At 66.9% G+C, this 25,800-nt stretch carries 21 protein-coding genes and 1 pseudogene; 13 read left to right on the top strand and 9 right to left on the bottom strand.

Annotation, left to right across the window (positions count from 1 at the left end):
- Window positions 1–30 precede the first annotated feature (30 nt).
- From SJY20_RS02925 to hrpB, 4 genes are all read right to left on the bottom strand, one after another.
- Window positions 31–438 carry an acyl-CoA thioesterase gene (locus SJY20_RS02925; RefSeq protein ID WP_380785107.1) on the bottom strand — a complete coding sequence of 136 codons (408 nt, stop codon included), beginning with the start codon at window positions 436–438 and terminating at the stop codon, window positions 31–33.
- A gap of 41 nt (window positions 439–479) precedes the next feature.
- Window positions 480–1,574, bottom strand: a complete 1,095-nt coding sequence (locus SJY20_RS02920; RefSeq protein WP_380785106.1) for an AI-2E family transporter — start codon at window positions 1,572–1,574, stop codon at window positions 480–482.
- Window positions 1,575–1,680: 106 nt separating this feature from the next.
- Window positions 1,681–1,962 carry an ETC complex I subunit gene (locus SJY20_RS02915; RefSeq protein WP_380785105.1) on the bottom strand — a complete coding sequence of 94 codons (282 nt, stop codon included), beginning with the start codon at window positions 1,960–1,962 and terminating at the stop codon, window positions 1,681–1,683.
- A 9-nt stretch (window positions 1,963–1,971) separates the two neighbouring features.
- Window positions 1,972–4,485 (bottom strand): ATP-dependent helicase HrpB, encoded by a 2,514-nt coding sequence (gene hrpB, locus SJY20_RS02910; RefSeq protein WP_380785104.1) that lies wholly within the window; start codon window positions 4,483–4,485, stop codon window positions 1,972–1,974.
- Window positions 4,486–4,775: 290 nt separating this feature from the next.
- Here hrpB and SJY20_RS02905 point away from each other — a divergent pair, with 290 nt between their 5' ends.
- Genes SJY20_RS02905 through SJY20_RS02895 form a run of 3 tightly spaced genes read left to right on the top strand, consistent with a single transcriptional unit; the run spans window position 4,776 to window position 9,226 of the window.
- Complete coding sequence (locus SJY20_RS02905; protein WP_380785103.1) at window positions 4,776–7,310, top strand: penicillin-binding protein 1A; 2,535 nt, start codon at window positions 4,776–4,778, stop codon at window positions 7,308–7,310.
- A 60-nt stretch (window positions 7,311–7,370) separates the two neighbouring features.
- Entirely contained in the window at window positions 7,371–8,498 is a 1,128-nt protein-coding gene (gene prfB / locus SJY20_RS02900) for a peptide chain release factor 2 (RefSeq protein WP_380785102.1), read from the top strand.
- 20 nt (window positions 8,499–8,518) lie between these two features.
- Window positions 8,519–9,226: a class I SAM-dependent methyltransferase gene (locus SJY20_RS02895; protein ID WP_380785101.1), complete on the top strand. Its 708-nt coding sequence runs from the start codon at window positions 8,519–8,521 to the stop codon at window positions 9,224–9,226.
- A 6-nt stretch (window positions 9,227–9,232) separates the two neighbouring features.
- On the opposite strand, the gene SJY20_RS02890 is transcribed toward SJY20_RS02895, so the two are convergent.
- Window positions 9,233–9,643 (bottom strand): JAB domain-containing protein, encoded by a 411-nt coding sequence (locus SJY20_RS02890; RefSeq protein WP_380785100.1) that lies wholly within the window; start codon window positions 9,641–9,643, stop codon window positions 9,233–9,235.
- A 56-nt stretch (window positions 9,644–9,699) separates the two neighbouring features.
- Here SJY20_RS02890 and SJY20_RS02885 point away from each other — a divergent pair, with 56 nt between their 5' ends.
- The 7 genes and pseudogenes from SJY20_RS02885 (at window position 9,700) to SJY20_RS02855 (ending at window position 16,715) form a co-directional block, all read left to right on the top strand.
- A complete protein-coding gene (locus tag SJY20_RS02885; protein WP_380785099.1) occupies window positions 9,700–10,494 on the top strand; it encodes a thymidylate synthase in 795 nt (264 codons plus the stop codon).
- A 52-nt stretch (window positions 10,495–10,546) separates the two neighbouring features.
- Complete coding sequence (locus tag SJY20_RS02880) at window positions 10,547–11,065, top strand: hemerythrin domain-containing protein (RefSeq protein ID WP_380785098.1); 519 nt, start codon at window positions 10,547–10,549, stop codon at window positions 11,063–11,065.
- Window positions 11,066–11,187: 122 nt separating this feature from the next.
- A complete protein-coding gene (locus SJY20_RS02875; protein ID WP_380785097.1) occupies window positions 11,188–11,649 on the top strand; it encodes a dihydrofolate reductase in 462 nt (153 codons plus the stop codon).
- Between the two features lie 50 nt (window positions 11,650–11,699).
- A complete protein-coding gene (locus tag SJY20_RS02870; protein ID WP_380785096.1) occupies window positions 11,700–12,623 on the top strand; it encodes a bifunctional riboflavin kinase/FAD synthetase in 924 nt (307 codons plus the stop codon).
- Between the two features lie 197 nt (window positions 12,624–12,820).
- Window positions 12,821–15,813: pseudogene (ileS, locus tag SJY20_RS02865) on the top strand (isoleucine--tRNA ligase).
- Entirely contained in the window at window positions 15,806–16,309 is a 504-nt protein-coding gene (lspA, locus tag SJY20_RS02860) for a signal peptidase II (protein ID WP_380785095.1), read from the top strand. Before ileS ends, lspA begins: the two are co-directional and overlap by 8 nt.
- On the top strand, window positions 16,302–16,715 hold the full coding sequence (locus SJY20_RS02855; protein WP_380785094.1) for a DUF3035 domain-containing protein: 414 nt from the start codon (window positions 16,302–16,304) through the stop codon (window positions 16,713–16,715). Before lspA ends, SJY20_RS02855 begins: the two co-directional genes overlap by 8 nt.
- A gap of 110 nt (window positions 16,716–16,825) precedes the next feature.
- Here the strand turns inward: SJY20_RS02855 and SJY20_RS02850 are convergent, their stop codons facing one another.
- The 4 genes from SJY20_RS02850 to SJY20_RS02835 all read right to left on the bottom strand — a co-directional run bounded on the left by SJY20_RS02850 (window position 16,826) and on the right by SJY20_RS02835 (window position 21,436).
- Window positions 16,826–17,644 (bottom strand): TorF family putative porin, encoded by an 819-nt coding sequence (locus tag SJY20_RS02850; protein WP_380785093.1) that lies wholly within the window; start codon window positions 17,642–17,644, stop codon window positions 16,826–16,828.
- 189 nt (window positions 17,645–17,833) lie between these two features.
- Window positions 17,834–19,036 carry a cystathionine beta-lyase gene (metC, locus tag SJY20_RS02845; protein WP_380785092.1) on the bottom strand — a complete coding sequence of 401 codons (1,203 nt, stop codon included), beginning with the start codon at window positions 19,034–19,036 and terminating at the stop codon, window positions 17,834–17,836.
- Window positions 19,033–19,869 carry a sulfurtransferase gene (locus tag SJY20_RS02840; RefSeq protein WP_380785091.1) on the bottom strand — a complete coding sequence of 279 codons (837 nt, stop codon included), beginning with the start codon at window positions 19,867–19,869 and terminating at the stop codon, window positions 19,033–19,035. Before SJY20_RS02840 ends, metC begins: the two co-directional genes overlap by 4 nt.
- Before the next feature lie 22 nt (window positions 19,870–19,891).
- On the bottom strand, window positions 19,892–21,436 hold the full coding sequence (locus SJY20_RS02835) for a cryptochrome/photolyase family protein (protein WP_380785090.1): 1,545 nt from the start codon (window positions 21,434–21,436) through the stop codon (window positions 19,892–19,894).
- Window positions 21,437–21,615: 179 nt separating this feature from the next.
- Between SJY20_RS02835 and queF the strand changes: the two genes are divergently transcribed.
- The 3 genes from queF (at window position 21,616) to SJY20_RS02820 (ending at window position 25,796) form a co-directional block, all read left to right on the top strand.
- Entirely contained in the window at window positions 21,616–22,062 is a 447-nt protein-coding gene (gene queF, locus SJY20_RS02830; protein WP_380785089.1) for a preQ(1) synthase, read from the top strand.
- A gap of 135 nt (window positions 22,063–22,197) precedes the next feature.
- Window positions 22,198–24,468, top strand: coding sequence for a glycosyltransferase (locus SJY20_RS02825; RefSeq protein ID WP_380785088.1), 2,271 nt, complete (start codon window positions 22,198–22,200; stop codon window positions 24,466–24,468).
- A 41-nt stretch (window positions 24,469–24,509) separates the two neighbouring features.
- A complete protein-coding gene (locus tag SJY20_RS02820; RefSeq protein WP_380785087.1) occupies window positions 24,510–25,796 on the top strand; it encodes a glycoside hydrolase family 130 protein in 1,287 nt (428 codons plus the stop codon).
- The last annotated feature ends 4 nt before the right edge of the window (window positions 25,797–25,800 follow it).

Genomic DNA, 25,800 nt, shown 5'->3' with positions numbered 1-25,800 from the left:
GAGCAGCGCACATGGCGAGGGGTGCCTATTCTATTCCGCGTCCTTGGGAAAGAAGTGCTCGATGACGCTGTTCGCCAGCCGCGACGGCCGCAGCGTCTCGGCATCGAGGCAGCACCAGCTCGACTTGACCTCGGCCAGCACGTCCTCGCCGCGCTTGATAATCGTCTCGTAGAACGCGCGCGCGCCTTGCACCTTTTCGAGCAGGACGGTCGCGATGACGTCGTCGTTCAGGAACGCCGGCTTGCGGTAGGTGATCTCGTGCTTCAGCGCGACCCACAGGTGCCCCGCGACCGCATCGGGGGGCGCCAGGCGCTGCCAATGGTCGACCACGGCGGCCTGTACCCACTTCAGATAATTGGCGTTGTTGACGTGACCCATGAAGTCGATGTCGTCCGGCTCGATGCCGATGGCGTAGCTATGGGGAATGGCGGTGGACACAGCGCTATCCTAGCACGATCCCGGCCCGGGCGCGACGGCGATCAATCGCCGGTCCGTGCCGGATCATCGCCATCGGCAGCGCGGCCCAGCCGCTGCTCGGTCAGGATCTGCCAGCCCGTGATGAACAGTGCCCCCGCCAGCGGCCCGACGACGATACCGCTCAGCCCGACCAGATCGATCCCGCCCAGCGTGGTGACCAGCACCAGCCAGTCCGGAATACCGGTATCGCGACCGACCAGGATCGGCCGCAGAATATTGTCGGCCAGGCCGATCACCAGCACGCCCGACACGATGACGACCACGGCCTGCCAGATCGCACCGGTTGCGAGCAGGTAGATCGCGACCGGACCCCAGATGATCGCCGGACCGATCGCCGGCAGCAGCGCCGCGACCGCCATCAACATGCCCCACAGCAACGCCGCCGGCAGCCCGACCACCCAGAACGTCACCGCACCGAGTGCACCCTGGACCAAGGCGACGACGCCGGACCCCTTGATCGTCGCCCGCACCACGGCGACGAACTTGTCCGCGAGACGCCGCGACACCGTCGGCTCAAGTGGCAGCGCGCGCACGATCGCAGGACCGATCCGCGCACCGTCGCGGAGCAGGAAGAAGGTCACGTACAGCCCGACGCCAAAGGCGAGCAGAAAGGCGGCGGCGTTCGCGCCGATCGACAGCGCGCGGCTGGCCAGCATGCTCGCGCTGTTGCCGACCGCCTGCGAGAGTTCGGCCTGTGCGCGTTCGAAGCTGCCGAACCCGGCCTTGTCGATCAGCCGCTGCAAGCGCAGTGGCAACGCGTCGTGGACCTGTTCGAAATAGGACGCGAAGTTGATCTGGCCGCTGCGCATCTGGTTGTAGACGCCGGCCGCCTGCTCGACGACCAGGCTGGTCACGATCAGCGCCGGAATGACGACCGCGACGGTGATGATCAGGATGGTCAACGCGGCTGCGGTGTTGCGACGCTCCGGCCACCGCGCCAGAATGCGCTGGAACAGCGGCTGGAACAGCAATGCCGCCAGCACCGCCCACAGCAGCGCACCGGCGAAGCTGGATACCACCAGCGCGAGGCCGACGGTGATGAAGGCGAGGAAAAGGATAAGCCCGCCGTTTTCGACGCGGGGCCGCGCAATAGTCATGGGGTCGAGCCTTGCAGGGAGAGATACGCCCCGTCGGGGTCGTTGCGCAGGTGTAACTCTCGTCGCGCACTAAGGCTCCCGCCAGGCGTTTGCGGGGTAGCTGCCCTTAGCGGAAATTATCCGCGTAGCTCTGCAACTTCAGCGTCTTTTGCGGCGCGGGGACGATATTGTGGTCCCAGCCCTCGCGCTCGCAATGCGCGACGGCAGCCTCCAGCGTCGGGAAGAACAGCCGCACCTGATCGCGGGTGTCGCCGCTGCCGGCCCAGCCGGTCAGCGGGTCGGGCCGCTTGGGCTCGGACGGCTCGAATTCCAATTGCCAGGATTCGGTCCGGTACTTGCCGGACTGCATGGCGTTCTTGGGGCGCTGGAAGATACGGGCGGTAGGCATGACGCTTCCCTACCGCGAACCGGCGGCCCTTGCATCCGCCTTTTTCGTGCGCAGCGTCGCCGACGCCGAGGCGGGATCGTCGGGCCAGGGGTGCTTGGGGTAGCGCCCGCGCATTTCCTTCGCCACCGCGCTCCAGCTGCCGGCCCAGAATCCGGGCAGGTCGCGCGTCGTCTGGATCGGCCGGCCCGCGGGCGAGGTCAGGCTGAGTACCAGCGGCACGCGGACCTCGCCGATCACCGGATGCACCGCGAGCCCGAACAACGCCTGCACGCGCAGGTCGACGCGCGGGCCACCCTCCGCGGCATAGTCGATCGCGTGGGTGCTGCCCGCGGGGCTGGTGAAATCGGCGGGCGCGAGCCGGTCGATCGTCCGCATCGCATCCCAGCCGATGAGATTTCGCAGCGATTCGGTAAGCGACCCGATCTGGTCGAGCCTGCGCTTGCCCGCCAGCAACGGCGCGAGCCATTCGTCGGCACGATCGAGCAGCGTCGCATCATCGAGCGGAACCCCCGCGAACGCGGCACGGTCACGGAGTGCCTGCGCGCCCTCGCTCCACGCCAGCAATGCGAGCCCATGGGTCCGCACGCCATCTAGTAGCGCCGCGGCGATCGCCTCGGGATCGGCGCCGCTGTCCGGCCCGCTCGACAACCGGATCGCGCCGAGCCGGCGTTCGCGGGTCGGCTGCACGCCGCCCGTCGTTGGGTCGAAGGTCGCAGTGCGCCGCGTCTCGATACGGTCGGCGAACAACGCTTCGACGGTGGCGGCGTCGATCGCCGCCGCGGACAGGATGCGCGCGCCCGCCGCCGAGCCTTGCGTATCGGCCACCGCCAGCCATTCCGAGCGCGCGAGCGGCAATGTCGGATCAAGCCGAAACCCCCGCCCCCCAACCGAAGCCCAGGTCTCCCCCGAAGCATCCCGCCGCCGCGCGATCCGATCCGGAAAGCCAAGGGCAAGCGCGACTTCTACTCCCCTCCCGATTGCGGGAGGGGTCGGGGGAGGGGCTGTCGGTCCAGAACGCGCGGCAATATCCCCGACACGCCCTCCCCCAGCCCCTCCCGCAAGCGGGAGGGGGGCAAGACGCGCCCACCGTTCAGCCATCCCCCGAGCCGCCTGCGCCTTCGGCCCGCGCTCGCCCTTCCATCGCCGCAACCGCGCTTCCAGATCGACATCCGGCCCCCCGATCCCACGCTCCCCCAGCAACACCGCAACCTCCGCCGCGACCTGCCCCAGCCCCCGCTCGCCCGCACGGATCAGCATATGCGCCAGTCGCGGCGGCATCAGCAGCTTCGCGATCGCGCGCCCATGCGCGGTCGGGCGCCCATCGGCGTCGATCGCCTCCAGCGTCATCAGCCGCGCCTGCGCCTCGTCGGTCGCAGCCGCAGGCGGCGCGTCGATCCAGCGCAGCCCGTCGGGCGTCACGCCCCACAAGGCGCAAGCCAGCACCAGCGCCGACAGGTCCGCCTCCAGTATCTCGGGCGGATCGTAGCGCGGCAATCCCGCGGTCGCCGCGGCCTCCCACAGCCGATACGCCACCCCCGGCCCCTGCCGCGCCGCGCGACCGGCGCGCTGTATCACCGCCGCCTGGCTCGCGCGTTCGGTCACCAGCCGCGTCATCCCTGCCGCGCGATCGTAGCGCGGACGCCTCGCCAGCCCCGAATCGACGACGATGCGGATACCGTCCAGCGTCAGGCTGGTCTCGGCGATACTGGTCGCGAGCACGACCTTCCGCCGCCCGTCGCGCTGCGGCAGGATCGCGGCGCGCTGCGCGGCGGGGTCGAGGCTGCCGTGGAGTTCATGGACCACGATGTCGTCGGGCAGATTCGCCAGTCGTTCGGCGGTACGCTCGATCTCGGCGACGCCGGGCAGGAAGGCGAGCACCCCGCCCTCGCTTTCGGACAGCGCCAGCCGAACCGCACTCGCGACCGAATCCTCGATCCGCAGCTCGGCGTTCCGCCCGATGTGACGCAACTCGAGCGAATAGCTTCGCCCCTCACTTTCGATCACTACAGCGTCGTCCATCAACGCCGAGAAGCGCGCACCGTCCAGCGTCGCCGACATCGCGACGATGCGCAGGTCGGGGCGGAACCCCGCCTGCACGTCTAGCGCGAGCGCGAGCCCGAAATCGCCGTCGAGACTGCGCTCGTGCACCTCGTCGAACAGCACCGCCGACACGCCAGCGAGTTCGGGATCAGCCTGGATCCGCGCGACGAAGATACCCTCGGTGATCACGGTGACGCGCGTCGCGGCGGAGCGCTTGCTGTCCATCCGGGTCGCGTAGCCGAACGTCCCACCAACGGACTCCCCCGCGGTCGCGGCCATCCGTTCGGCGGCGGCGCGTGCCGCCAGACGTCGGGGGGAAAGCAGCAGGATCTCGCCCCCGCACCAGGGTTCCCCAAGCAGCGCCGGAGCGACCGCGGTGGTCTTGCCGGCGCCCGGCGGCGCGACCAGCACCGCGGACGACCGTTCGCGCAAGGCGGCGAGCAGCTCGGGCAGAACGGCAAGGATCGGCAACGCAGGCGTCATCCGCGCCTGCTGCCATGGATCGCGGCGGAGAGACAGTACTCCAGTAACCGTTCCCTCGCGCAAGCGGGAACCCAGCGAACACCGCCCCGAACCCTTCGTCATCCCGGGCTCGTCCCGGGATCCAGAGCCAAGCAGCACCGCCCCCCGTTACCCTGGATCCCGGGACAAGCCCGGGATGACGAAGGAGATGTACGTCGGGATGCCGAAAAAGACAGCGACGCCCTTCTACCGCGACAGACCGAACCCCGCTGGCAAGCGTCCGCGAACCTGCTAAACGCTCGGCCCAGTTTATGGCATCCGAACCTCCCCCCAGCTCGACCGTCCAGATCCGCCGCCCGATCGCGGCTGCCCGCGGCTGGCTCGCGCGCGTCTGGTCGCGGAAACTCGTCAAGGCCGCGCTGGCGCTGATCGTCCTCGGAATCGTCGCGATCTTTGCGTTCTGGCTGCTCGTCGTCCGCGACCTGCCCTCGGTCGACGCCTTGCGCACCTATGAGCCGCCGCTGCCGACCAACGTCCGCGGCATCGATGGCGTCCCGATCCACAGCTATGCCCGCGAGCGCCGCGTCGAACTCAGCTACGCCGAATATCCGCCGATGCTGATCCGCGCGTTCCTGGCCGCCGAAGACAAGTCGTTCTTCGAGCATCACGGCGTCGACTACACTGGCCTCGCCGGCGCGGTGATCGACTATGCATCGAAGATGGGCACCGGCCGCCGCGCCAAGGGTGGCTCCACGATCACCCAGCAGGTCGCCAAGAACCTGCTGATCGGCAACGCCTATTCGCCGACGCGCAAGCTGCGCGAGGCGGTGCTGGCGTACAAGATCGAGGACACGCTGACCAAGCAGCAGATCCTGGAACTCTACCTCAACCAGATCGCGCTCGGCCGCAACGCGTTCGGCGTGGAGGCGGCGAGCCACGCCTATTTCGACAAGGAGCTCGACCAGCTCGACCTCGCGCAGATGGCCTATCTGGCGATCCTGCCCAAGGGGCCGTCCAACTACGATCCGGTGCGGTCGCGCGAACGGGCGACGATCCGCCGCAACTATGTGCTCGCCCGGATGCTCGACAACGGCTTCATCACCCGCGCCCAGCACGATCAGGCGCGTGCCGAACCGATCGTCGCGGTGCTGCGTCGCACCCCGAAATTCGAGAGCGTCGGCGGCTATTTCGTCGAGGAAGTACGCCGCCAGTTGCTCGCCAAGTTCGGCGAGAACGCGAAGGACGGTCCGTACAGCGTCTATTCCGGCGGGCTGTGGGTGCGGACCTCGCTAGACACCCGGCTGCAGGACCTGGCGCAGAAGGCGTTGCGCGACGGCCTGATCCGGTTCGACCGCGGTCGCGGCTGGGCCGGGCCGATCCGCCATATCGACCTGACCACCGACGACGACGGCCAGGCCAACTGGCTGCAGTCGCTGCTCAACACCAACATCGCGCTCGATTACAACGACTGGGTGGCGGCGATCGTCACCGCGAAGTCGAGCGGATCGGCCGAGCTAGGGTTCGCGGATGGCGATACCGGCACGCTGCCGCGATCGGGCGCGCAGATGCCGGTTCGTGGCCAGGGCGGCAATGCGTTCACAGCGCTGAAGGTCGGCGACATCGTCGCGGTCGCTCCGGAAGGCGGCGGCTTCGGCCTGCGCGCGATCCCGAAGATCTCGGGCGGGTTCGTCGTCGAGGAACCGTCGAGCGGCCGCGTGCTGGCGATGCAGGGCGGCTTCGACGACCGTATCCAGGCGTTCAATCGCGCGACGCAGGCGATGCGGCAGCCGGGGTCGACGATCAAGCCGATCGTCTATTCCGCGGCGCTCGACAACGGCATGACCCCAGCGTCGATCATCGTCGACGGCCCGTTCTGCGTCTATCAGGGCGCCCGGTTGGGCAACAAATGCTTCCGCAACTTCGGCAATTCGCGTGGGAGCGGGCCACACACGATGCGCTGGGGCATCGAACAGTCGCGCAACCTGATGACGGTGCGCGCCGCCGCGCAGACCGGCATGCCGAAGGTCGTGGCGACGATCAAGAAGATGGGCGTCGGCGACTACGCACCGTATTTGTCGTTCGCGCTGGGCGCCGGCGAGACCACGGTGGGCCGGATGGTCAACGCCTATTCGATCCTCGCCAACAACGGCAAGGGCGGCGCGCCGTCGCTGATCGACTTCGTCCAGAACCGCCGCGGCAAGGTGATCTGGCCCGAGAACTGGCGCCCCTGCGATCGCTGCAACGCGCCCGACTGGGACGGCAAGCCGATGCCGCGGCCGGTGCCACGCCAGCGCCAGGTGCTGGACGCGCAGACTGCGTTCCAGATGGTCCATATCACCGAGGGCGTGGTCCAGCGCGGCACCGCGGTGACGCTGCGCGATCTCGACCGGCCGATGTTCGGTAAGACCGGCACCAACAACGGCCCCACCGACGTGTGGTTCGTCGGCGGCACCCCGCAATATGTCGGCGGGCTGTACATCGGCTTCGACACGCCGCGGAACCTCGGCGGCGCCGCACAGGGCGGCACGCTGGCCGCACCGATCTTCAAGCAGTTCGCGATCAAGGCGTACGAGGGGCTCGAGAAGCTGCCGTTCCGCGCCCCGCCGGGGATTCGTATGGTCCGCATCGATCGTGCCAGCGGCCGTCCGGTCTATGGCACCTGGCCCAATACCAGCGATCCCAAGCCCGCGGTGATCTGGGAAGCGTTCAAGCCCGAGAGCGAACCGCGCCGCGCCGCGCGCCGCTCGGGCGGGCCGATCGCGCCGGTCGTCGCCAAGCCCGTCGCGCCGCGTGCCGAAGCGCCGCGCGACAGCGATTTCTTGCAAAGGCAGGGCGGCATCTACTAGGCCGTGTCCTATATAGCGGGATTGGCCGTTCGTGCCGTTCCCGACCATTGGAGAATACCCATGCGCGCCGAAGCGCAGGCTCATGTCGACACCATCAACGACGCGCTGGCGCTGCTGCGCCGCTTCCTCGACTGGGACCGCGCGCTGCGTCGCCTCGACGAGCTGAACGCGCGCGTCGAGGACCAGGCGCTCTGGTCGGATCCGAAGGCCGCGCAGGAGGTGATGCGCGAGCGTCGTCGTTTGGACGAGGCGATCTCGGCGACCCGCGCGATTGAGAGCGAACTCAGCGACACCTCCGAGCTGATTGAGATGGCCGAGGCCGAGGGCGATACAGCGATGGAAGCCGACGGCGTCGCCGCGCTCGCAGAACTCGCTGCGCGCGCCGACCGCGACAAGATCAAGGCGCTGCTCGCGGGCGAAGCCGACGCCAACGACACCTATATCGAGGTGAACGCCGGCGCCGGCGGAACCGAGAGCCAGGACTGGGCGGGCATGCTCAGCCGGATGTACTCGCGCTGGGGCGAGCGCCATGGGCTCAAAGTCGAACTGGTCGACCAGCATTCGGGCGAACAGGCCGGGATCAAGTCCGCCACGCTGCTGCTCAAGGGCGAGAACGCGTACGGCTATGCCAAGACCGAAAGCGGCGTCCACCGCCTGGTCCGCATCAGCCCGTACGACAGCGCCGCACGCCGCCATACGTCGTTCGCCAGCGTCTGGGTCTATCCGGTCGTCGATGACGACATCAACGTCGAGTATAACGAGAGCGACCTGCGCATCGACACCTACCGCGCGTCCGGTGCGGGCGGGCAGCACATCAACACGACCGATTCGGCGGTGCGCATCACGCATATCCCGACCGGCATCGTCGTGCAGTGCCAGAACCAGCGCTCGCAGCACAAGAACAAGGCCGAAGCGTACAACCAGCTTCGCGCACGCCTGTACGAACGCGAGCTGGCCATTCGGGAAACGGCAGCCAATGCCGAGAACGCGGGCAAGACCGACATCGGCTGGGGTCACCAGATCCGGTCGTACGTCCTGCAGCCGTACCAGATGGTCAAGGATCTGCGCACCGGCGTCGTTTCGACCAGCCCGTCCGACGTGCTCGACGGCGATCTCGAGCTTTTCATGGCCGCGGCCCTGTCGCAGCGCGTGACCGGCGAGGCCGTCGAGGTGGAGGACGTCGATTGAGGATAGCCGTCGGACTCGCATTGATACTCTCGCTCGTGGCCTGCGACGGCAGCAAGCCGCTGATCAAGCGCGAGCCGAAGGGTCCGGGGCCGTTCCCTGCCGCCGACCGCCCGGTCGCGTCGATCGTGTCGGCACGCTGGTCGAACGAGGAAGCGCGCGACCGGCTTAACGAAGCCGGCGAGGTGATGGACAAGTCGCATATCCGTACCGGCATGACCGTTGCGGATATCGGCGCGGGCGAAGGCTATTATACCATCCGCCTGGCCGCGCGGGTCGGGCCGGACGGCCGCGTGCTCGCCGAGGACATCGTAGCGCACGTCCGTGACCAGCTCGCCGAGCGCGTGGCGCGCGAACGGCTCGACAATGTCAGCGTGCGGCTGGGCGAACCGAACGATCCGAAACTGCCGCCGACCAGCTTCGACCGCGTGCTGATGGTGCACATGTATCACGAGATCGCGCAGCCCTATGAGTTCCTGTGGCGCCTGCGGCCGTCACTGAAGCCCGACGGACTGGTCGTGATCGTCGATGCCGACCGTCCCACGCGCGACCACGGTACGCCGCCGCCGCTGCTGAAATGCGAACTGGCCGCGGTCGGCTATACCCAGGTGGCGATGGACGACATGCCGTCCGCGGGCGGCTACATGGCGACCTTCCGTGCCACCGGCCGCCGCCCCGAACCGACCGGGATCGTTCCCTGCAGGCTGAATAGTCCGGCGCCGCAAAAATAGGCGCCGTCAGGATGACGTAAGGTCGCGAATGCTCGTCGTCGCCTCTCCCGCCATCACGAGATGGTCGAGCAGTTCGACCTCGATCCCTGCCAGTCCCCGCGCCAGCGCCCGCGTGAACGCCAGGTCGCGCTCGCTCGGCCGCGCATCGCCGCTGGGATGATTGTGCGCCATCACCACCGCCGCGGCGTCGAACGCCAGCGCATCGGCCACGATCCCGCGCACCGAAACATCGACCCGGTCGCGCGTGCCGACGATGTGGCGCAGGCCGAGAATCCTCCGATCCGGATCAAGATACGCCACCCCCACCACTTCGCGCCGCGCCTGACCGAGCGCGTGAAACAGCGCGAGGGCGGTCGCGAAGTCGTTGACAGGCGGCAGGTTCGGCACGAACCGGCCTGCACTGCGGCTGCCGACCATGCACGACGAGCCAACTCCATCTTGGCGGCAGGCACGGCTTGGACTAGGCATCCGGCATGCGTCAATATCTCGATCTCATGGACCGTATCGTCTCGACCGGCGTCGAGACGATGGACCGTACCGGCACCGGCACCCTGAGCGTGTTCGGCGCGCAGATGCGCTTCGACCTCGGCCAGGGCTTTCCGGTGCTGACCACCAAGAAGCTCCACCTCCGCTCGATCATCGTCGAGCTGCTCTGGTTCCTGCGCGGCGACACCAACGTTCGCTGGCTGCAGGAGCGGAACGTCGCGATCTGGGACGAATGGGCGGACGAGACCGGCGACCTCGGCCCGGTCTACGGCAAGCAATGGCGCGACTGGGTCGCCGCGGACGGCCGCCATATCGACCAGATCGCCGAGCTGATCGACCAGATCAGGACCAACCCCGCCAGCCGCCGCCAGATCGTCAGCGCCTGGAACCCCGGCGACCTCCACGCGATGGCGCTGGCGCCGTGCCACTGCCTGTTCCAGACGCACGTCGCGAACGGCAAGCTGTCGCTGCAACTCTACCAGCGCAGCGCCGACGTCTTCCTGGGCGTGCCGTTCAACATCGCGAGCTACGCGCTGCTGACGCACCTGCTGGCGCAGCAGTGCGGGCTCGAGGTCGGCGAGTTCATCTGGACCGGCGGCGACTGCCACCTCTATTCAAACCATCTGGAGCAGGCGCGCACGCAGCTCGCCCGCACCCCCGGCCCGCTGCCGCAGCTGGAAATCGTCCGCAAGGCGCCGTCGATCGACGCCTATGACTACGAGGATTTCGTGCTGCACGATTACGTCGCGCAACCGCACATCAAGGCACCGGTCGCAGTCTGAAGCGATCGAATCGCAATAGGAACCGCGCGCACGCTGCGCGGTTCGGACCCGCATGGACATCACACAGCTCATCCTCGACGAACACGCCCAGCAGCGGACCCTCTTCGCCCAGATCGATTCGATCGACGCGAAGGACACCGAAGCGCTCTCCGCGCTGTGGACGCGCCTGAAAAACCTGCTCGACGCGCATGCGGAGGCCGAAGAGCGCTTCTTCTACCCGCGACTGATGCAGATCGGCACCGGCGGCAACGATGCCGACTCGGCCGCCGAGGAAACCGAGGACGCGATCGAGGATCACAACGACATCCGCGACACGGGCGAGGCGGTCGACAAGCATCCGGTCGGCTCGGACGCGTGGTTCGAGGCGGTCGGCGAATGCAACAAGGCGAACAGCGACCACCTCGCAGAGGAGGAACGCCAGGGCCTGACCGATTTCCGCAAGCACGCCACGCTGGAGGAACGCCACGAACTGGGCGTACGGTTTGCTGCGTTCGAGGCGAACCACCTGAACGGCGTGAAGGTCGTCGACAAGGACCCCGAAGCCTACGTTAAGGAACACGCACCGAGGTAAGGCATGTTCTCCTGCGCACGCAGGAGCCCAGGGTATCAAGCGTTACCCCCCGTAACCCTGGGCTCCTGCGTGCGCAGGAGAACGGGGTGGTCTTGGTGCATTCGCTACGGCATGACCGAAGCATGATCACCTTCCACCTAGCCCGCGCCGCCAACGGCGTGATCGGCCGCGACGGCCAGCTCCCCTGGCGCCTCCCTGCCGACCTCAAGCGCTTCAAGACCCAGACCATGGGCAAGCCGATGATCATGGGCCGCAAGACCTTCGAGAGCTTCCCCAGCCCCCTACCCGGCCGCCGCCACATCGTCCTCACGCGTGGCACTTGGAGCGCCGCCGGTGCGGAAATCGCCCATTCGGTCGACGAAGCGCTAGCGATGGCCGGCGACGACGTCGCGGTGATCGGCGGCGCGGAAATCTTCGCGCTGTTCCTGCCGCACGCTGACCGCATCGAACTGACCGCGGTCCACGCCGAACCCGAAGGCGACGCCACCGTGCCCGCGTTTGACGGCTGGCAGGAGACAGCTCGCGAAGACCACCCCGCCGACGGCGATCGCCCGGCGTACAGTTTCGTGACCCTCACTCGCTAAGGATACAGAAGGACTATCGCCTTTGGCAGCGGCTGGTTACTGACCCGCGCATGCAGCGGCTCGACGGGGGCGCTTCGATTCCCCCGCATCTCAGCAACGGGATCGTCGCGCTCGGCAATTTCGACGGATTCCATCTCGGCCACCAGGCGGTGGTCGCGCGCGCCGTCGCGTGGGCGAGGGCCGAGGGGCGTCCGGCGCTGGTCGCGACCTTCGACCCGCACCCGGTCCGCCATTTCCGCCCCGACACCGCACCGTTCCGCCTGACCACGCTCGACCAGCGCGAGCGGCTGTTCGCACAGGCCGGCGCGGACGCGATGATCGTGTTCCATTTCGATGGCGACCTCGCCGCACTGACTGCCGAGCAGTTCATCGCCGATCGGCTCGAACGCGCGCTGAAGATCGCCGGCGTCGTCACCGGCGAGGACTTCACTTTCGGCAAGGGCAAGGCCGGTACCGTTCACACCCTCGCCGCTCGCGGCCCCGCGCACGGCTTTCGCGCGGAAACCGTCGGCGCGGTCGCGCTCGACGGCGAGATCGTCTCCTCCACCCGCATCCGCGACGCGCTCCGCGCCGGCGACATGGCGACCGCCACGCGCCTGCTGACGCGCCCGTTCGCGATCGAGGGTGTGGTCCAGCACGGCGACAAGCTCGGCCGCACGATCGGCTATCCGACCGCGAACCTCGACATGGGCAAATATCTGCGCCCCGCCTACGGCATCTATGCGGCGACCGGACGGCTGCAGGACGGACGCGTCCTCAAAGGCGCCGCGAACCTCGGCATCCGCCCCAGCTTCGACCCGCCCAAGGAGCTGCTGGAGCCGTTCTTCTTCGACTTCTCAGAAGACCTGTACGCGCAGACGATCGAGGTCGCCCTGATCGAATATCTCCGCCCGGAGGCCAAGTTCGACAGCCTCGACGCGCTGACCACACAGATGGACGCCGACTGCGCGCGCGCGAGAGAGATACTGCGGTAGGCGCACGCCCCAAACCCCGTCACCCCAGCGAAGGCTGGGGTCTCCCTCCACGGGCCGCGCGCCTGCCGCATGAGATCCCAGCCTGCGCTGGGATGACGAGATCGTTGGGGAAGACAGCACGCTGACCTCCGCCTCCGCGTGAACCCCCTTCTTCCCTATTTGTGTAAGACCGACAGCGCGGGTAAAGCCCCGCTCTCATGACCGACGCTCCCACGCCCGCCCCCGCCCGCGATTACCGCGACACCGTCTTCCTGCCGAAGACCGACTTCCCGATGAAGGCGGGTCTCGCCGCGAAGGAACCGGCGATCCTCGAGCGCTGGGCCAAGCTCGGGATCTACGACCGGTTGCGCGAACAGAGGCTTGGGCGCGAGCGGTTCATCCTGCATGACGGCCCGCCCTACGCGAACGGCGACATCCACATGGGCCACGCGATGAACAAGGTCCTGAAGGACATCATCGTCCGCTCGCAGTCGCTGATGGGCAAGGACGCGCCCTATGTCCCCGGCTGGGACTGCCACGGCCTGCCGATCGAGTGGAAGGTCGAGGAAGCGTATCGCGCGAAGAAGCTCAACAAGGACGACGTCCCCGTCGCGCAGTTCCGCGCCGAATGCCGCGCCTATGCCGAGAAATGGGTGGCGGTGCAGAAGGCCGAGTTCGAGCGGCTCGGCGTGATGGGCGACTGGGCCGATCCGTACCTGACGATGAAGTACGACGCCGAAGCGACGATCGTCGGCGAGCTGCTGAAGTTCGCCGAGAGCGGCCAGCTGTACCGCGGCGCCAAGCCGGTGATGTGGTCGCCGGTCGAGAAGACCGCGCTCGCCGAGGCCGAGGTCGAGTATGAGGACATCGTCTCCACGCAGATCGACGTCGCGTTCGAAATCGTCGAGGCGCCGAACGCGCCCGAACTGGTCGGCGCGCATGCGGTGATCTGGACGACCACGCCGTGGACGATCCCGGTGAACCAGGCGCTGAGCTATGGGCCTGAGATTGAGTATGTGTTTCTCAATTTAAGGATGGGCTTCCATAATCCGTCTCAGTCCGCAGGCGATGCATTCGTTCCAACAGAGCACCCTCTGAACGACAAGCCCCTCATCGTGGCAGCAAACCTCGTTGAACAGTTTATCATCCGACTAAAAACTGATTTTCAGTCCAGCTTACCCGAGCGCATAGCTGGAACCCCTGTATCGATTCAGTACGCAATACAGCGTAGCTACAAGGGCTCCGACCTCGCCGACGCAACCGCCCGCCACCCGATGCACGCACTCGGCGGGTTCTTCGCGAAGCCGCGGCCGTTCCTCCCCGGCGCGTTCGTCACGACCGACGCCGGCACCGGGCTCGTCCACATGGCGCCAGACCACGGCGAAGACGATTTCGAACTCTGCAAGCAATACGGCATCGACCCGGTCTTCGCGGTCGACGGCGCGGGGATGTACCGCGCGGACTGGGCGTGGCTCGGGGGCCAGGGTAGCGTCATCAACAAGAAGTTCGTGGGCGCCGACGGCCCGATCTGCTCGGACCTGCGCGAGGTCGGCGCGCTGCTGGCGGCAAGCGACGACTTCAAGCACAGCTACCCGCATTCGTGGCGCTCGAAGGCCAAGGTGATCTTCCGCGCCACCCCGCAATGGTTCATCCCGATGGACTCGTCTTCTTCCCCCTCCCGCAAGCGGGAGGGGCCGGGGGTGGGCACGCGCTCTCGACCGGTGCTGACGGGGATGGCGCGAGCCCACCCCCCAGCCCCCTCCCGCTTGCGGGAGGGGGAGCAGAAGCTGGCAACGGCGCCACCCTGCGCGAGATCGCCCTCGACGCGATCGCCGCGACCACCTGGATCCCCGCGCGCGCGGAAAACCGGATCACGTCGATGGTGCAGGGCCGCCCCGACTGGGTCATCTCACGCCAGCGTGCCTGGGGCGTGCCGATCGCGTTGTTCGTGAACCGCGCCACCGGCCAGTACCTCAACGACCCCGCGGTCAACGCGCGCATCGTTGCAGCCTTTCGCGAGAACGGCGCGGACGCGTGGTATTCCGACGGCCATCAGGCGTTGCTCGGCCCCGACTACGACCTCGCCGACTATGAGGTCGTGAAGGACATCCTCGACGTCTGGTTCGACTCCGGCTGCACCCACGTCTTCACCGTCGAAGCGCGCTACGGTGAGGGCACGCGCGCGAACCTGTATCTCGAAGGCTCGGACCAGCATCGCGGCTGGTTCCAGTCGTCGCTGCTCGAAAGCTGCGGCACCCGCGGTCGCGCACCGTACGACGCGGTCCTGACGCACGGCTTCGCGCTCGACGGCCAGGGCCGGAAGATGTCGAAATCGCTCGGCAACGTCGTCGATCCATTGAAAATCATCGGCGAATCCGGCGCGGACATTCTGCGCATGTGGGTCGCTTCGACCGACTATTTCGACGACGTGAAGATCGGCAAGGAGGTGCTCGCCACCGCCTCCGACGCATACCGGAAGCTGCGCAACACCTTCCGCTACATGCTCGGCGCGCTCGAAGGCTTCGAGGAATCGGAGCGCGTCGCGGTGTCCCACATGCCCGAACTGGAGCGCTACGTGCTCCACCGCCTCGGCATGATCGACACCGAACTGCGCCAGGCGGCTGAAGCGTATGAGTTCAATCGCTACACGCGCCTGCTGACCGACTTCGCGAACGAGGACCTGTCCGCGTTCTTCTTCGATATCCGCAAGGATTCGCTCTATTGCGACGCGCCGGGCGACATCAAGCGCCGCTCGTACCGCACGGTGCTCGACGTGCTGTTCCACGCGCTGGTGCGCTACGCCGCCCCGGTGCTCTGCTTCACCGCGGAAGAAGTCTGGCAGTCGCGATTCCCGAGCGACGACAGCTCGGTCCACTACCTCGAATGGCCGCTGTTACCGCACGTCGAGGTCGAGGGCGCCAAATGGCATGAGATCCGCGCGCTGCGCGAGCGCGTGACCGAGGCGATCGAGCCGCTGCGCCGCGAGAAGACGGTGCGATCGAGCCTGGAAGCGGAAGTCAGCGTCCCGACGATGCCGCTCGACGCCGCCGGCCTGACCGAGGCGTTCATCGTCGCAAAGGTCACCGAAGGCGAGCTGTTCGTGACCCGCACCGAATACCTGAAATGCGGCCGCTGCTGGCGCCATCTGCCCGAAGTCACCGAGGACGGTAGCCTGTGCGCCCGCTGCGAAAGCGTGGTCGCCGATGCGTAATGTGCCCCGCGCCGGGATCGCCACGGCCGCGCTGCTGTTCGTTGCGGACCAGCTCAGCAAGTTCGCAGTCACGCGCACGATGGGAATCGACTCGCTCGGCGACTCGCGGACGATCACCTCGTTCTTCGACCTGCGCTTCGTGCCGAACATCGGCATCTCGCTGGGGCTGCTGCCCGCCGACGGCCATGTCACCCGCTGGGCGCTGATCGCCTTGACCGGGGCGATATCGGTCGGCGTCGCGATCTGGATGACGCGGGAAAAGAACCGCGCGGACCAGGTCGCACTCGGTTTCGTGCTGGGCGGGGCGCTCGGCAATATCCTCGATCGCGCGCGGCTGGGCTATGTCGTCGACTTCTGCGACCTGCATATCGGCGACTGGCGTCCGTTTTTGGTCTTCAATGTCGCCGACGCAGCGATTACGGTCGGCGTGCTCGTCCTGCTTGTTCGGGCGCTCCTCGTGCGCGAGAAGCCCCCTGTGGAGAATTCCCATGCGTAAGTTTGTGCCCCTGGCCGCCGGCCTCGCGAGCATCGCCCTGCTGTCCGGTTGCGGTGCGGGTCGCAGCCTCGATCGCGCACGCCCGGACGAGTTCGCCGTCGCACGCCAGGCACCGCTGGTGATCCCGCCCGACTTCAGCCTGGTCCCGCCACAGCCCGGCGCCGCGCGTCCACAGGACACCACCGCCAACGCCCAGACCCTCGACGCGCTGTTTGGCGGCGCGGCACCGCGCAGCGCCAGCGAGCGATCGACGGTCGATGCCGCCGGCGCCGATTCGGACGATCCCGGTATCCGCTCCAGCGTCGGTGATCCCGGCACGACCGTGGTCGACAAGGGCTCGACCACGCGCGACATCGTCGCCGCCCCCGAAGGCGACGGCCAGGACGCACGCGCCTCCGCGAACTGAGTTCAGCGGTACGAACGAAAAAAGGGCGGTCCCTCACGGGGCCGCCCTTTTTCGTGTCTTCCGTCATCCTGCCGAAAGTCAGGACCCAGGGTTTGGCGATCGCCGCGTTATCAGAACCCTGCCGACAGCGAGAACAGCACGGTCGCGCTGGAGATCAGGCTGCCGTCCTTGGTGCTGCGGAAATTCGGCGCGATGTAGAAGCTTTCCTTCTTGCCGATATCGGTGTCGATATACGACACGTTGAACGTCAGGTTCTTGTACGCCGCGACGTCGAAACCGAGCAGCCAGTCCCAATATTCGCCGGTCGGCGACATGCTGGTACCATTGGGCCCAAGCCCCGGATTGCCGTGTGAATAGCCGATATGCCCCTTCGCCGTCACCGGCAGCCCGGGGATCGCGATCGCGCTGTCGCCGGTCAGGTACAGATTGTCCTGCTTCTGCCCACGGCTGTAGCTCGTGTTCGAGAAGTTACCGAGCGAGGTCTGCTTCGGCGCATAATAGACGCCGCCGGTCAGCGTCGCCGGGCCGTGCGTGCCCGACACCCGGCCGAACAGTTCGACCACGTCGCTTTCCGAGAAACCGCCCGGATAGGTGTACCAGGTGCCGCCGACATCGACCGTCGCGGTCCCGAACGTGTGCTTGTAGCCGGCGATCGCGTCGAGCTCGACGTTGGCACCGCCGAACGTGCCCCAGCCGGCCAGGTTCGACCCGAACGTGCCGACATAGATGCCGCTTTCGTGCGCGACGGTCACGCTGCCTTGGATCGCGGCATGCTTGTCGGTCTGCGACACGCCGCGCAGGCGATAGTCGGTAATTGCGGTGACGCTGCCGGTGATCGTGATCGGCGACGGCGGGGCGGTATCCTGCGCGAACGCAGGCGTGGCGGCAGCAAGCGCGATGCCGCCGACGAGTAGAGTGGAGAAGCGCATCGTTTCCCTTTCGAAACCGGAAGTCGATGTCCGCCCTGCATGCCGTGAACGCCGCGTCTTTTGGGCATCGGCCCGAGCGCAGTCTTTTCGACGGTCCCGAACAGATGACAGGCGGTATTGCGCCGCACAAGACGTTTCTTGCGCCAGCCTCGGGAATGACACGCGATATGTTGCGCAAGCGCAACAGTTTCAACGGCGGAAGGCGCCCAGTCCTCGTTCCAGATCGGCGATCAGGTCGTCCGGATCTTCCAACCCGATCTGAAGCCGTACCATCGGGCCGGCCGCTTCGCGTGTCGTGACGCTGCGGTGGCGCTGCGGATCGACCGGGAGCGCCAGGCTTTCATACCCGCCCCAACTATACCCGATGCCGAACAGCTCCAGCGTGTCGATCAACGCGGCCCGCCCGGCATCGTCGCCGCCGTTCAGCACGAACGAGAACAGTCCGCTCGATCCCTTGAAGTCGCGCACGAAGACGTCGTGCCCCGGACAGTCGGGCAGTGCGGGATGCAGCACCTGCGCGACCTCGGGCCGCGCCTTCAGCCAGTGCGCGATCTGCAATGCGCTCGCCTGATGCTGTTTCAGCCGCACGCCCATCGTCCGCAGGCCGCGGCTGCCGAGCCAGCAATCGTCGGGGCTGGCGATCTGCCCCAATTGATAGCTGGTATCGCGCAACGCCTTGAAATGGCCCGGCGCCGCGGTGACCGATCCAAGCATCGCATCCGAATGTCCGACGACATATTTGGTACAGGCGAGGATGGTCAGGTCGACACCGCGCTCGATCGCCGGGAAGAACAGCGGCGTCGCCCAGGTGTTGTCGAGCAACGTCGTCACGCCGCGCGCTTTCGCCGCCGCGACGATCGCCGGCACGTCCTGCACCTCGAAGCTCAGCGAGCCCGGGCTTTCCATCAGGATGGCGCGCGTGGCATCGCCGATCAGCGCGGCGATCCCCGCCCCCACCAGCGGATCGTAGAACCGCGTGGCGATCCCGAACCGCTTGAGCAGCCCCATCGCCATCCCGCGCGTCGGATCATAGGCGCTGTCGGGCAGCAGCAGTTCGTCGCCCGGCGCCAGCACCGACAGCAAAGCAGCCGCGATCGCCGCGACGCCCGATCCGTACAGGAACGTCCCCTCCGCGCCCGGCTCCAGGCTGGTCAGCGCGTCGGCCAGGCTCCACTGCGTCGGCGTCCCCTTGCGTCCGTAGAACAGCCGGTGATGCGTATCGCGCCCCGCCGCCTCGCGCAGGTGCTGCACCGAATCATACAGGATCGTCGATGCGCGCCAGACCGGCGGATTGACGATGCCCCCCCCCTCAGCACTGTGCGTCCATTCCGGCCGGCGTCCTGCGAGAACGAGCTTGGTCGCGTCCTTGACCGGCCGCTCGGTGCCGCTCACTTGCCCGTCTCCTTGGGTGTCGCAGGGTTGGCGCCCCATTCGGACCAGCTGCCGTCGTACAGCGCCGCCTCGGTCCCCAGCAGGTGCGCGCCGAACGCAACGACCGCCGCGGTGATGCCCGATCCGCAGGTGGTGACGATCGGCTTCGTCAGGTCGATGCCCGCATCGGCGAACGCGGCCTTCAGCGCATCGCCGCGCGTCCACAGGCCGTCGGCATCGAACATCTTCCCGTAGGGCAGATTACTCGAGCCTGGAATATGCCCCGGCGCTACCCCGGCGCGAGGGTCAGCCTCTTCGCCCGTGAACCTTGCCGCCGATCGAGCGTCCACGATCTGTTCCGGGCTGGTATCGAGATTGGCCTGCATCTGCGCGAGGCCGCGAACCTTTCGCAGGTCGGGCTGCACGTCGAACGCGGCAGCGCGTGGCGCCGTGTCGCCCGCCACCGTCTCGCGACCCTCCGCGCGCCACCGCGCGATCCCGCCATCGAGGATCGCGACGTTTCGCGCGCCGAACATCCGCAGCAGGAACCAAGCCCGCGCCGAGGTGTGCCAAGGCGCATCGTCGTACAGCACGATGCGGTCGCCGCTGGCGATCCCGAGAATACCCAACCGGTCCGCGATTGTCTTCGCATCCGGCAGCGTATTGGGAAGGTCCGCACTCGTATCGCGCAACTGCGCCAGGTTCAGGAACACGGCGCCGGGGATATGGCCCGCGCGATATTCCGCCGCAGGATCACGTCCGCTCGCGCCATCGACATAGGTCGCATCGACGATCCTGAGATCGGCCGCGCCCAATTCGTCCGCCAGCCACTGCGTGGTCACCAACGCGTCCATGCCGATCTCCTCTTCGGGGAGGTCAGTAGCCAGCAGGGCCGCTCGCGTCGAGGGAGCCGAGGAACGCGGCGGCCTGCTCACGCGTGGCATCGCGGTCCGCCTCGCTCTGCTTCGCCCAGTTGCGATACGGCATCGCAAGGCGCGGATTGCGCCCAAGCTTGTCCTCGTGCCGCGCGAGGAAATCCCAGTAGAGCGCGTTGAACGGGCACGCATCCGGCCCGATTCGTTGCTTCACGTCGTAGCGGCAGCGACCGCAATAATCCGACATCCGGTTGATGTACGCCCCCGACGAGACATAGGGTTTCGACCCCAGCAGCCCGCCGTCGCCGAACTGGCTCATCCCCAGCGTGTTGGGCAGTTCGACCCACTCATACGCATCGACATAGACTTCGAGATACCAGAGATGGACCTTGGCCGGGTCCGCCCCGATCAGCAGCGCGAAGTTGCCGGTCACCATCAGCCGCTGGATATGGTGCGCGTGCGCCGTTTCCAGCGTCTGCCCGATGGCTTGCGACAGGCAATGCATGTCGGTCTCGCCGGTCCAGTACCAGCCGGGCAGCTCGCGGTGATGGTCGAGGAAGTTGCGCTCGACATACCCTGGCCCCTCGCGCCAGTAGATCCCGCGCATGTATTCGCGCCAGCCGATGATCTGGCGGACATAGCCTTCGACCGCGTTGAGCGGCGCGCGGCCGGCGCGGTATGCCGCCTCGGCGCGGCGGCACAGGTCGAGCGGATCGAGCAGCCCCGAATTGATGTACGGCGACAGGATCGAGTGCCACAGATAGCGCTCGCCGCTGAGCATCGCGTCCTCGTAGTCGCCGAACTGCGGCAAGGCGTGAGCGAAGAAATAAGCGGCCTGGCGCTCGGCGTCGGGGGCGGTGACGGCATAGTCGAAATCGTCGAGGCTGCCGGGATGATCGGCGAACCGCGTCGCGACCAGCGCGAGCACGTCCTGCGTGATCGCATCCGGCCCGAAGCGGAGCGGACGCGGCATCAGCAGATCGGCCTTCGCAGGCTTGCGGTTCTCCTTGTCGAAATTCCATTGCCCGCCTTCGGGCTTGCCGTCGGCCATCAGCAGGTCGGTCTTGACGCGCATTTCGCGGTAGAACCATTCCATCGTCAGCGTCTTGCGCTGCTCGGCCCAGGTTGCGAACTCGGCATGGCTGGCGAGGAAGCGATCGTCGGTGCGGATCTCGACGGGAATGCCGAACAGCGTCTCCCAGCTTTCGAGCATCGCCATTACGCGCCATTCGCCGGCTTCGGTGACGGCGATCCGGCCCGGGTCGTGGCGACCGACCGCGCGCGCGACTTCGCCGGTGAAGCTGCCGGTCGCGTCCGCGTCGTCGAGTTCGACATAGTCGACGGTCCACCCTGCGGCCCGCAGCGCCTCGGCATGATGGCGCATCGCCGAGAGGATGTAGGCGATCTTGCGGCGGTGATGGCGGACGTAGGTGGTTTCTTCGGCGACCTCCATCATCAGGACGATCGTGGTCGCGGGATCCGCATCGCGGAGAGCGGCGATGTCGAGCGTGAGCTGGTCGCCAAGGACGACGGCGAGCGTCGTCATGCCGCGAACCCTTCCGTCACGCCAGTCGTCACCCCGGGCTCGTCCCGGGGTCCAGGGTTCCGCACGCGGACAGGGCTCCCTGCGACAACCCTGGATGCCGGGACGAGCCCGGCATGACGGAGCGTTTGGCGGAAGGATCGCTCTTTTCGCGACCGCCGTCCGCCCCTACATCCCCAATCATGACACCTACGCATCTCGGTCAAACCAGCACCCTCCCCGCGTCTCCAGAAGCGGCGGTCCTCGATTATGTTCCCAACCCGCGGCTCGGCCAGACCTATCTGGTGCGCTTTGCGGTGCCCGAATTCACCTCGCTGTGCCCGGTCACCGGCCAGCCCGATTTCGCGCATCTGGTCATCGACTATGTCCCCGGCGATACCATAGTCGAATCCAAGTCGCTGAAGCTGTTCCTAGGATCGTTCCGCAACCATGCCGCATTCCACGAGGATTGTACGGTCGGCATCGGCATGCGGTTGTTCGAGGAAATGAAGCCCGCCTGGCTGCGCATCGGCGGATACTGGTACCCCCGCGGCGGCATTCCGATCGATGTGTTCTGGCAGTCCGCAGCGCCCCCCGCCGACCTCTGGTTGCCGGACCAGGGCGTGAGCCCCTACCGTGGGCGCGGCTGAAGACCGGTTGGTCGCAACACGTGTCATTATCCTGTTGCGATGCAACAATAATGAAACTTTATGCTAGAGCACTCGTTCGAGACATACGCGGTTCAGGTTAATCCCTATCGGCGTGCTCAAACGAGGGACAATCGAATGGTGAAGCCGGCGGACGGAGGCAATATCGCGCGACTGGCGCTGATCGGCAATTTCCTGCCCAGGCTGTGCGGGATCGCTACCTTTACCACCGACGTCTTCACCGCGCTGCGTGCCAGTTTTCCCGATATCGCCGTCGACGTCTACGCGATGGATGATCATCCCGGACTCTATGAGTATCCGAGCGAAGTCACGGGTACGATTCCAGAGAACGACCTGTCTGCCTATATCTCGACCGCGCGCGCGATCGAGACCAGCGGTGCGCAGGCGATCTGGCTGCAGCACGAATACGGCATTTTCGGCGGCCCCGCCGGCGAGCACATTCTCGCGCTGCTCGATCGCACCACGCTGCCGGTCATCGTCACGCTGCATACCGTGCTGGAAAAGCCGAGCGCGGACGAGCGCCAGGTCCTCGAAGGCTTGCTGCGTCGCGCGTCGCGCGTGATCGTCATGGCCGAGCGCGGCCGCGAGATCCTGCAGCGCGTGTACGGCGCCAACCCGCGCCAGATCGTCATGATCCCGCACGGCGTTCCCGACCGCGACCTGCTGGACACCGCGACGGTAAAGCCGAAATTCGGCTGGCAGGGCCGCAAGGTCGTCCTCACCTTTGGCCTGCTTGCGCCCAACAAGGGGATCGAGACGGTGATCGAGGCGCTGCCGACGGTCATCGCGCGGCATCCCGACCTGCTTTACGTCGTGCTCGGCGCGACCCATCCGAATCTTGTGGCGCACGAGGGCGAGAAGTACCGCGACAAGCTGAAGGCACTCGCGGCGGCGCGCGGTGTCGCGGACAACGTCGCGTTCATTGATGCGTTCGTCGAGCACGGCGAACTGATCGATTACCTGCAGGCCGCGGACATCTATCTGACGCCGTACACCAACCCGGCGCAGATCACCTCGGGTACGCTCAGCTATGCGATCGGCGTCGGTCGCCCCGTGATCTCGACACCGTACGTCCATGCGACCGAGATCCTGGCCGACGGTCACGGCGTGCTCGTCCCGTTCGGCGACGTGGCCGCATTCGCGCGCGAGATCGATGCGCTGCTGTCGAACGACCGCGACCGCATCCGCCTGTCGGAGCGCGCCTATGCGCGTGGCCGCACGATGATCTGGCCGAAGCTGGCCGAGGCGACCATCGCCGAGATCCGCGCGGTCGTCGCCGCGCGCCCTTTCCGCCTGACCAAGCCGCAGCCGCCGCTCAAACCCCTTGAGCCCGACTTCGCAGCGGTCGAACGGATGAGCAATTCGACCGGCATGCTGCAGCATTCGATCTATTCGATCCCCGACCGTCGCCACGGCTATTGCATCGACGACAATTGCCGCGCGCTGATCCTGATGAGCGCTATGGGCGGCCTGGATGACGTGACCCGCGACAAGTGGACGACGATCTACGCGTCGTTCGTGCAATATGCCTGGAACCCCGATGCGCGCCGGTTCCGCAACTTCATGCGGTTCGACCGCAGCTGGTGCGAGGATGTCGGGTCGGAGGATTCGAACGGCCGCACGTTGTGGTCGCTCGGGGTCACCGCGCGCGATGCGCAGATGGCCAAGCATCGCGACTGGGCGACGGCGATGTTCGATTCGACCGCCAGCCTGGCGCTCGAACTCGGGAGTTTGCGGGCACAGGCGTTCGCGATGCTGGGCGCAGCGGCGATGCTGGAGGCCAAGCCCGGTCACCGGTTGTCGCTGGAAATCATCCAGAAATTCCCGGACATCCATCTCGCCTTGCTGGCCGAGGCGCGACGCCCCGAATGGCAGTGGTTCGAGATCGTCCTCGCCTATGACAATGCGCGCCTGCCGCAGGCGTTGATCCGTGCCGGCCAAGCGCTCGGGCGGCAGGATTTGATCGATTGTGCGCTGGCGACGCTCGACTGGATCGTCGCCAAGCAGACATCGCCCGAAGGCCGCTTCCGCGCGGTAGGCAGTGAAAGCTTTGGTCGCCCCTACGCCGAACCCCTCCAGTTCGACCAGCAGCCGCTGGAAGCACAGGCGACAGTCGATGCGTGTGCCGCGGCATTCGATGCGACCGGCGACCGGCGCTGGCACGACGAAGCGCAGCGCGCCTATGGCTGGTTCCTCGGTGCGAACGACCTCGACCTGCCGCTCGCCAGCGTCGCCGACGGCGGGTGTTTCGACGGGTTGATGCCGACCGGGCTCAATCGCAACCAGGGCGCGGAGTCCATTCTGGCCCTGCAACTGGCCAATTGCGCGATTTCTGGGGTTTCAAAGGCAGCGCAAACCGTGGCAGGAGCCTCTCGCGTCGTCGCATAGCTTTCGTGCGGCACCCTGATGGCCGACACGGGAACGAAGCAATGGACCTGTTCAACCACCAGCTGAGGCTGCACGCGGATCCGTCGCGTGTCGTCGTCCGACCGTTCCACATCGCTTGGGGCGGTCAGGGCGGCGCACCTAGCCGCACCGAGCGGCTGGTCGGCGAAGTCCTGGAAATGACGTCCGCCGAGGCGCGCACCCAGCTGGAAGTCGTCCTCAAGGACTTCGAAGCGCGCCACTGGCAGACGCGTCGCGTGTTCATGACCCGCTACGACCAGATCGAGGACATGCTCGGCCTCGACGGCAGTGAGATCGGCGACGAGAAGCGCCAGCTGATCGGCGCGTATTTCTGCCACGAATATTCCTATGCCGCCGCCGCGCTGATGAACCCCAGCGCCGTGCCGCATTTCGACCAGTCGGGGATGCCGCCGGGCAGCCTGCGCGTGCTGATGTCGATGCGTGCCGTCGGCGAGGGTCACATCTCGTCGGTCGCCTTCCGCGAAGGCATCATCACCGACGAGAACCAGATGAAGCTCGCGCCCGAGCCGCCGTTCGCGACCGCGACCGATGCAGTGGGCAGCGGCGAGGACGAGATGCCGGTCGGCCCGGTCACGGTCTATCGCCACCGCGACAGCACGCTGAGCGGCACGGTGATCTTCCCGATCACGCAGGCGCAGTCCAAGGGGCTCGAAGACCTGCGCATCGTCCAGTTCGTCCACGACGACGGGTCGCTCGAATGGATCGGTACCTACACCGCGTACAACGGGTCGGTGATCCAGTCCGAACTGATGCGCACCCGCGACTTCCGCGCGTTCGATCTGGTTCCGATGACCGGCCACGCCGCGCGCAACAAGGGCATGGCGCTGTTCCCGCGCAAGGTGAACGGCCAGTACATGATGATCGGCCGGCAGGACGGCGAGAACCTGTTCCTGCTGAAGTCCGACACCCTGACCGACTGGGACGACGGCGAGAAGATCCTCGAGCCGACCTATCCGTGGGAGCTGGTGCAGATCGGCAATTGCGGTCCGCCGATCGAGCTCGACGAGGGCTGGCTGCTGCTGACGCACGGGGTCGGTGCGATGCGCAAATACTCGATCGGTGCGGTGCTGCTCGACAAGGAGGATCCATCGAAGGTGCTTGGCCGGACCCGGAAGCCGATCCTGGCGGCAAAGGACCAGGACCGCGAGGGCTATGTGCCCAACGTGGTCTATAGCTGCGGCGCTCTGCGGCACGGCGAGACAATCTTCATGCCGTACGGGATCGCCGACAGTTCGGTCGGGTTCGCGTTCGTGAAGATCCGCGAACTGCTGAAGGCGATGGGGCGGTAACCTA

It is taken from the genome of Sphingomonas sp. R86521, from assembly GCF_042466235.1.
Lineage (GTDB): Bacteria > Pseudomonadota > Alphaproteobacteria > Sphingomonadales > Sphingomonadaceae > Sphingomonas.
The sequence above is the reverse complement of the archived record's forward strand: the minus strand, read 5'-3'. Positions and strand labels throughout refer to the sequence as shown.

Coding starts and splice junctions, on each gene's coding strand:
- SJY20_RS02920 (WP_380785106.1), bottom strand. CDS start 1,574: ATGACTATTGCGCGGCCCCGCGTCGAAAACGGCGGGCTTATCCTTTTC.
- SJY20_RS02915 (WP_380785105.1), bottom strand. CDS start 1,962: ATGCCTACCGCCCGTATCTTCCAGCGCCCCAAGAACGCCATGCAGTCC.
- hrpB (WP_380785104.1), bottom strand. CDS start 4,485: ATGACGCCTGCGTTGCCGATCCTTGCCGTTCTGCCCGAGCTGCTCGCC.
- SJY20_RS02905 (WP_380785103.1), top strand. CDS start 4,776: ATGGCATCCGAACCTCCCCCCAGCTCGACCGTCCAGATCCGCCGCCCG.
- prfB (WP_380785102.1), top strand. CDS start 7,371: ATGCGCGCCGAAGCGCAGGCTCATGTCGACACCATCAACGACGCGCTG.
- SJY20_RS02890 (WP_380785100.1), bottom strand. CDS start 9,643: ATGGTCGGCAGCCGCAGTGCAGGCCGGTTCGTGCCGAACCTGCCGCCT.
- SJY20_RS02885 (WP_380785099.1), top strand. CDS start 9,700: ATGCGTCAATATCTCGATCTCATGGACCGTATCGTCTCGACCGGCGTC.
- SJY20_RS02880 (WP_380785098.1), top strand. CDS start 10,547: ATGGACATCACACAGCTCATCCTCGACGAACACGCCCAGCAGCGGACC.
- SJY20_RS02875 (WP_380785097.1), top strand. CDS start 11,188: ATGATCACCTTCCACCTAGCCCGCGCCGCCAACGGCGTGATCGGCCGC.
- SJY20_RS02870 (WP_380785096.1), top strand. CDS start 11,700: ATGCAGCGGCTCGACGGGGGCGCTTCGATTCCCCCGCATCTCAGCAAC.
- lspA (WP_380785095.1), top strand. CDS start 15,806: ATGCGTAATGTGCCCCGCGCCGGGATCGCCACGGCCGCGCTGCTGTTC.
- SJY20_RS02855 (WP_380785094.1), top strand. CDS start 16,302: ATGCGTAAGTTTGTGCCCCTGGCCGCCGGCCTCGCGAGCATCGCCCTG.
- SJY20_RS02850 (WP_380785093.1), bottom strand. CDS start 17,644: ATGCGCTTCTCCACTCTACTCGTCGGCGGCATCGCGCTTGCTGCCGCC.
- SJY20_RS02840 (WP_380785091.1), bottom strand. CDS start 19,869: ATGGACGCGTTGGTGACCACGCAGTGGCTGGCGGACGAATTGGGCGCG.
- SJY20_RS02835 (WP_380785090.1), bottom strand. CDS start 21,436: ATGACGACGCTCGCCGTCGTCCTTGGCGACCAGCTCACGCTCGACATC.
- queF (WP_380785089.1), top strand. CDS start 21,616: ATGACACCTACGCATCTCGGTCAAACCAGCACCCTCCCCGCGTCTCCA.
- SJY20_RS02825 (WP_380785088.1), top strand. CDS start 22,198: ATGGTGAAGCCGGCGGACGGAGGCAATATCGCGCGACTGGCGCTGATC.
- SJY20_RS02820 (WP_380785087.1), top strand. CDS start 24,510: ATGGACCTGTTCAACCACCAGCTGAGGCTGCACGCGGATCCGTCGCGT.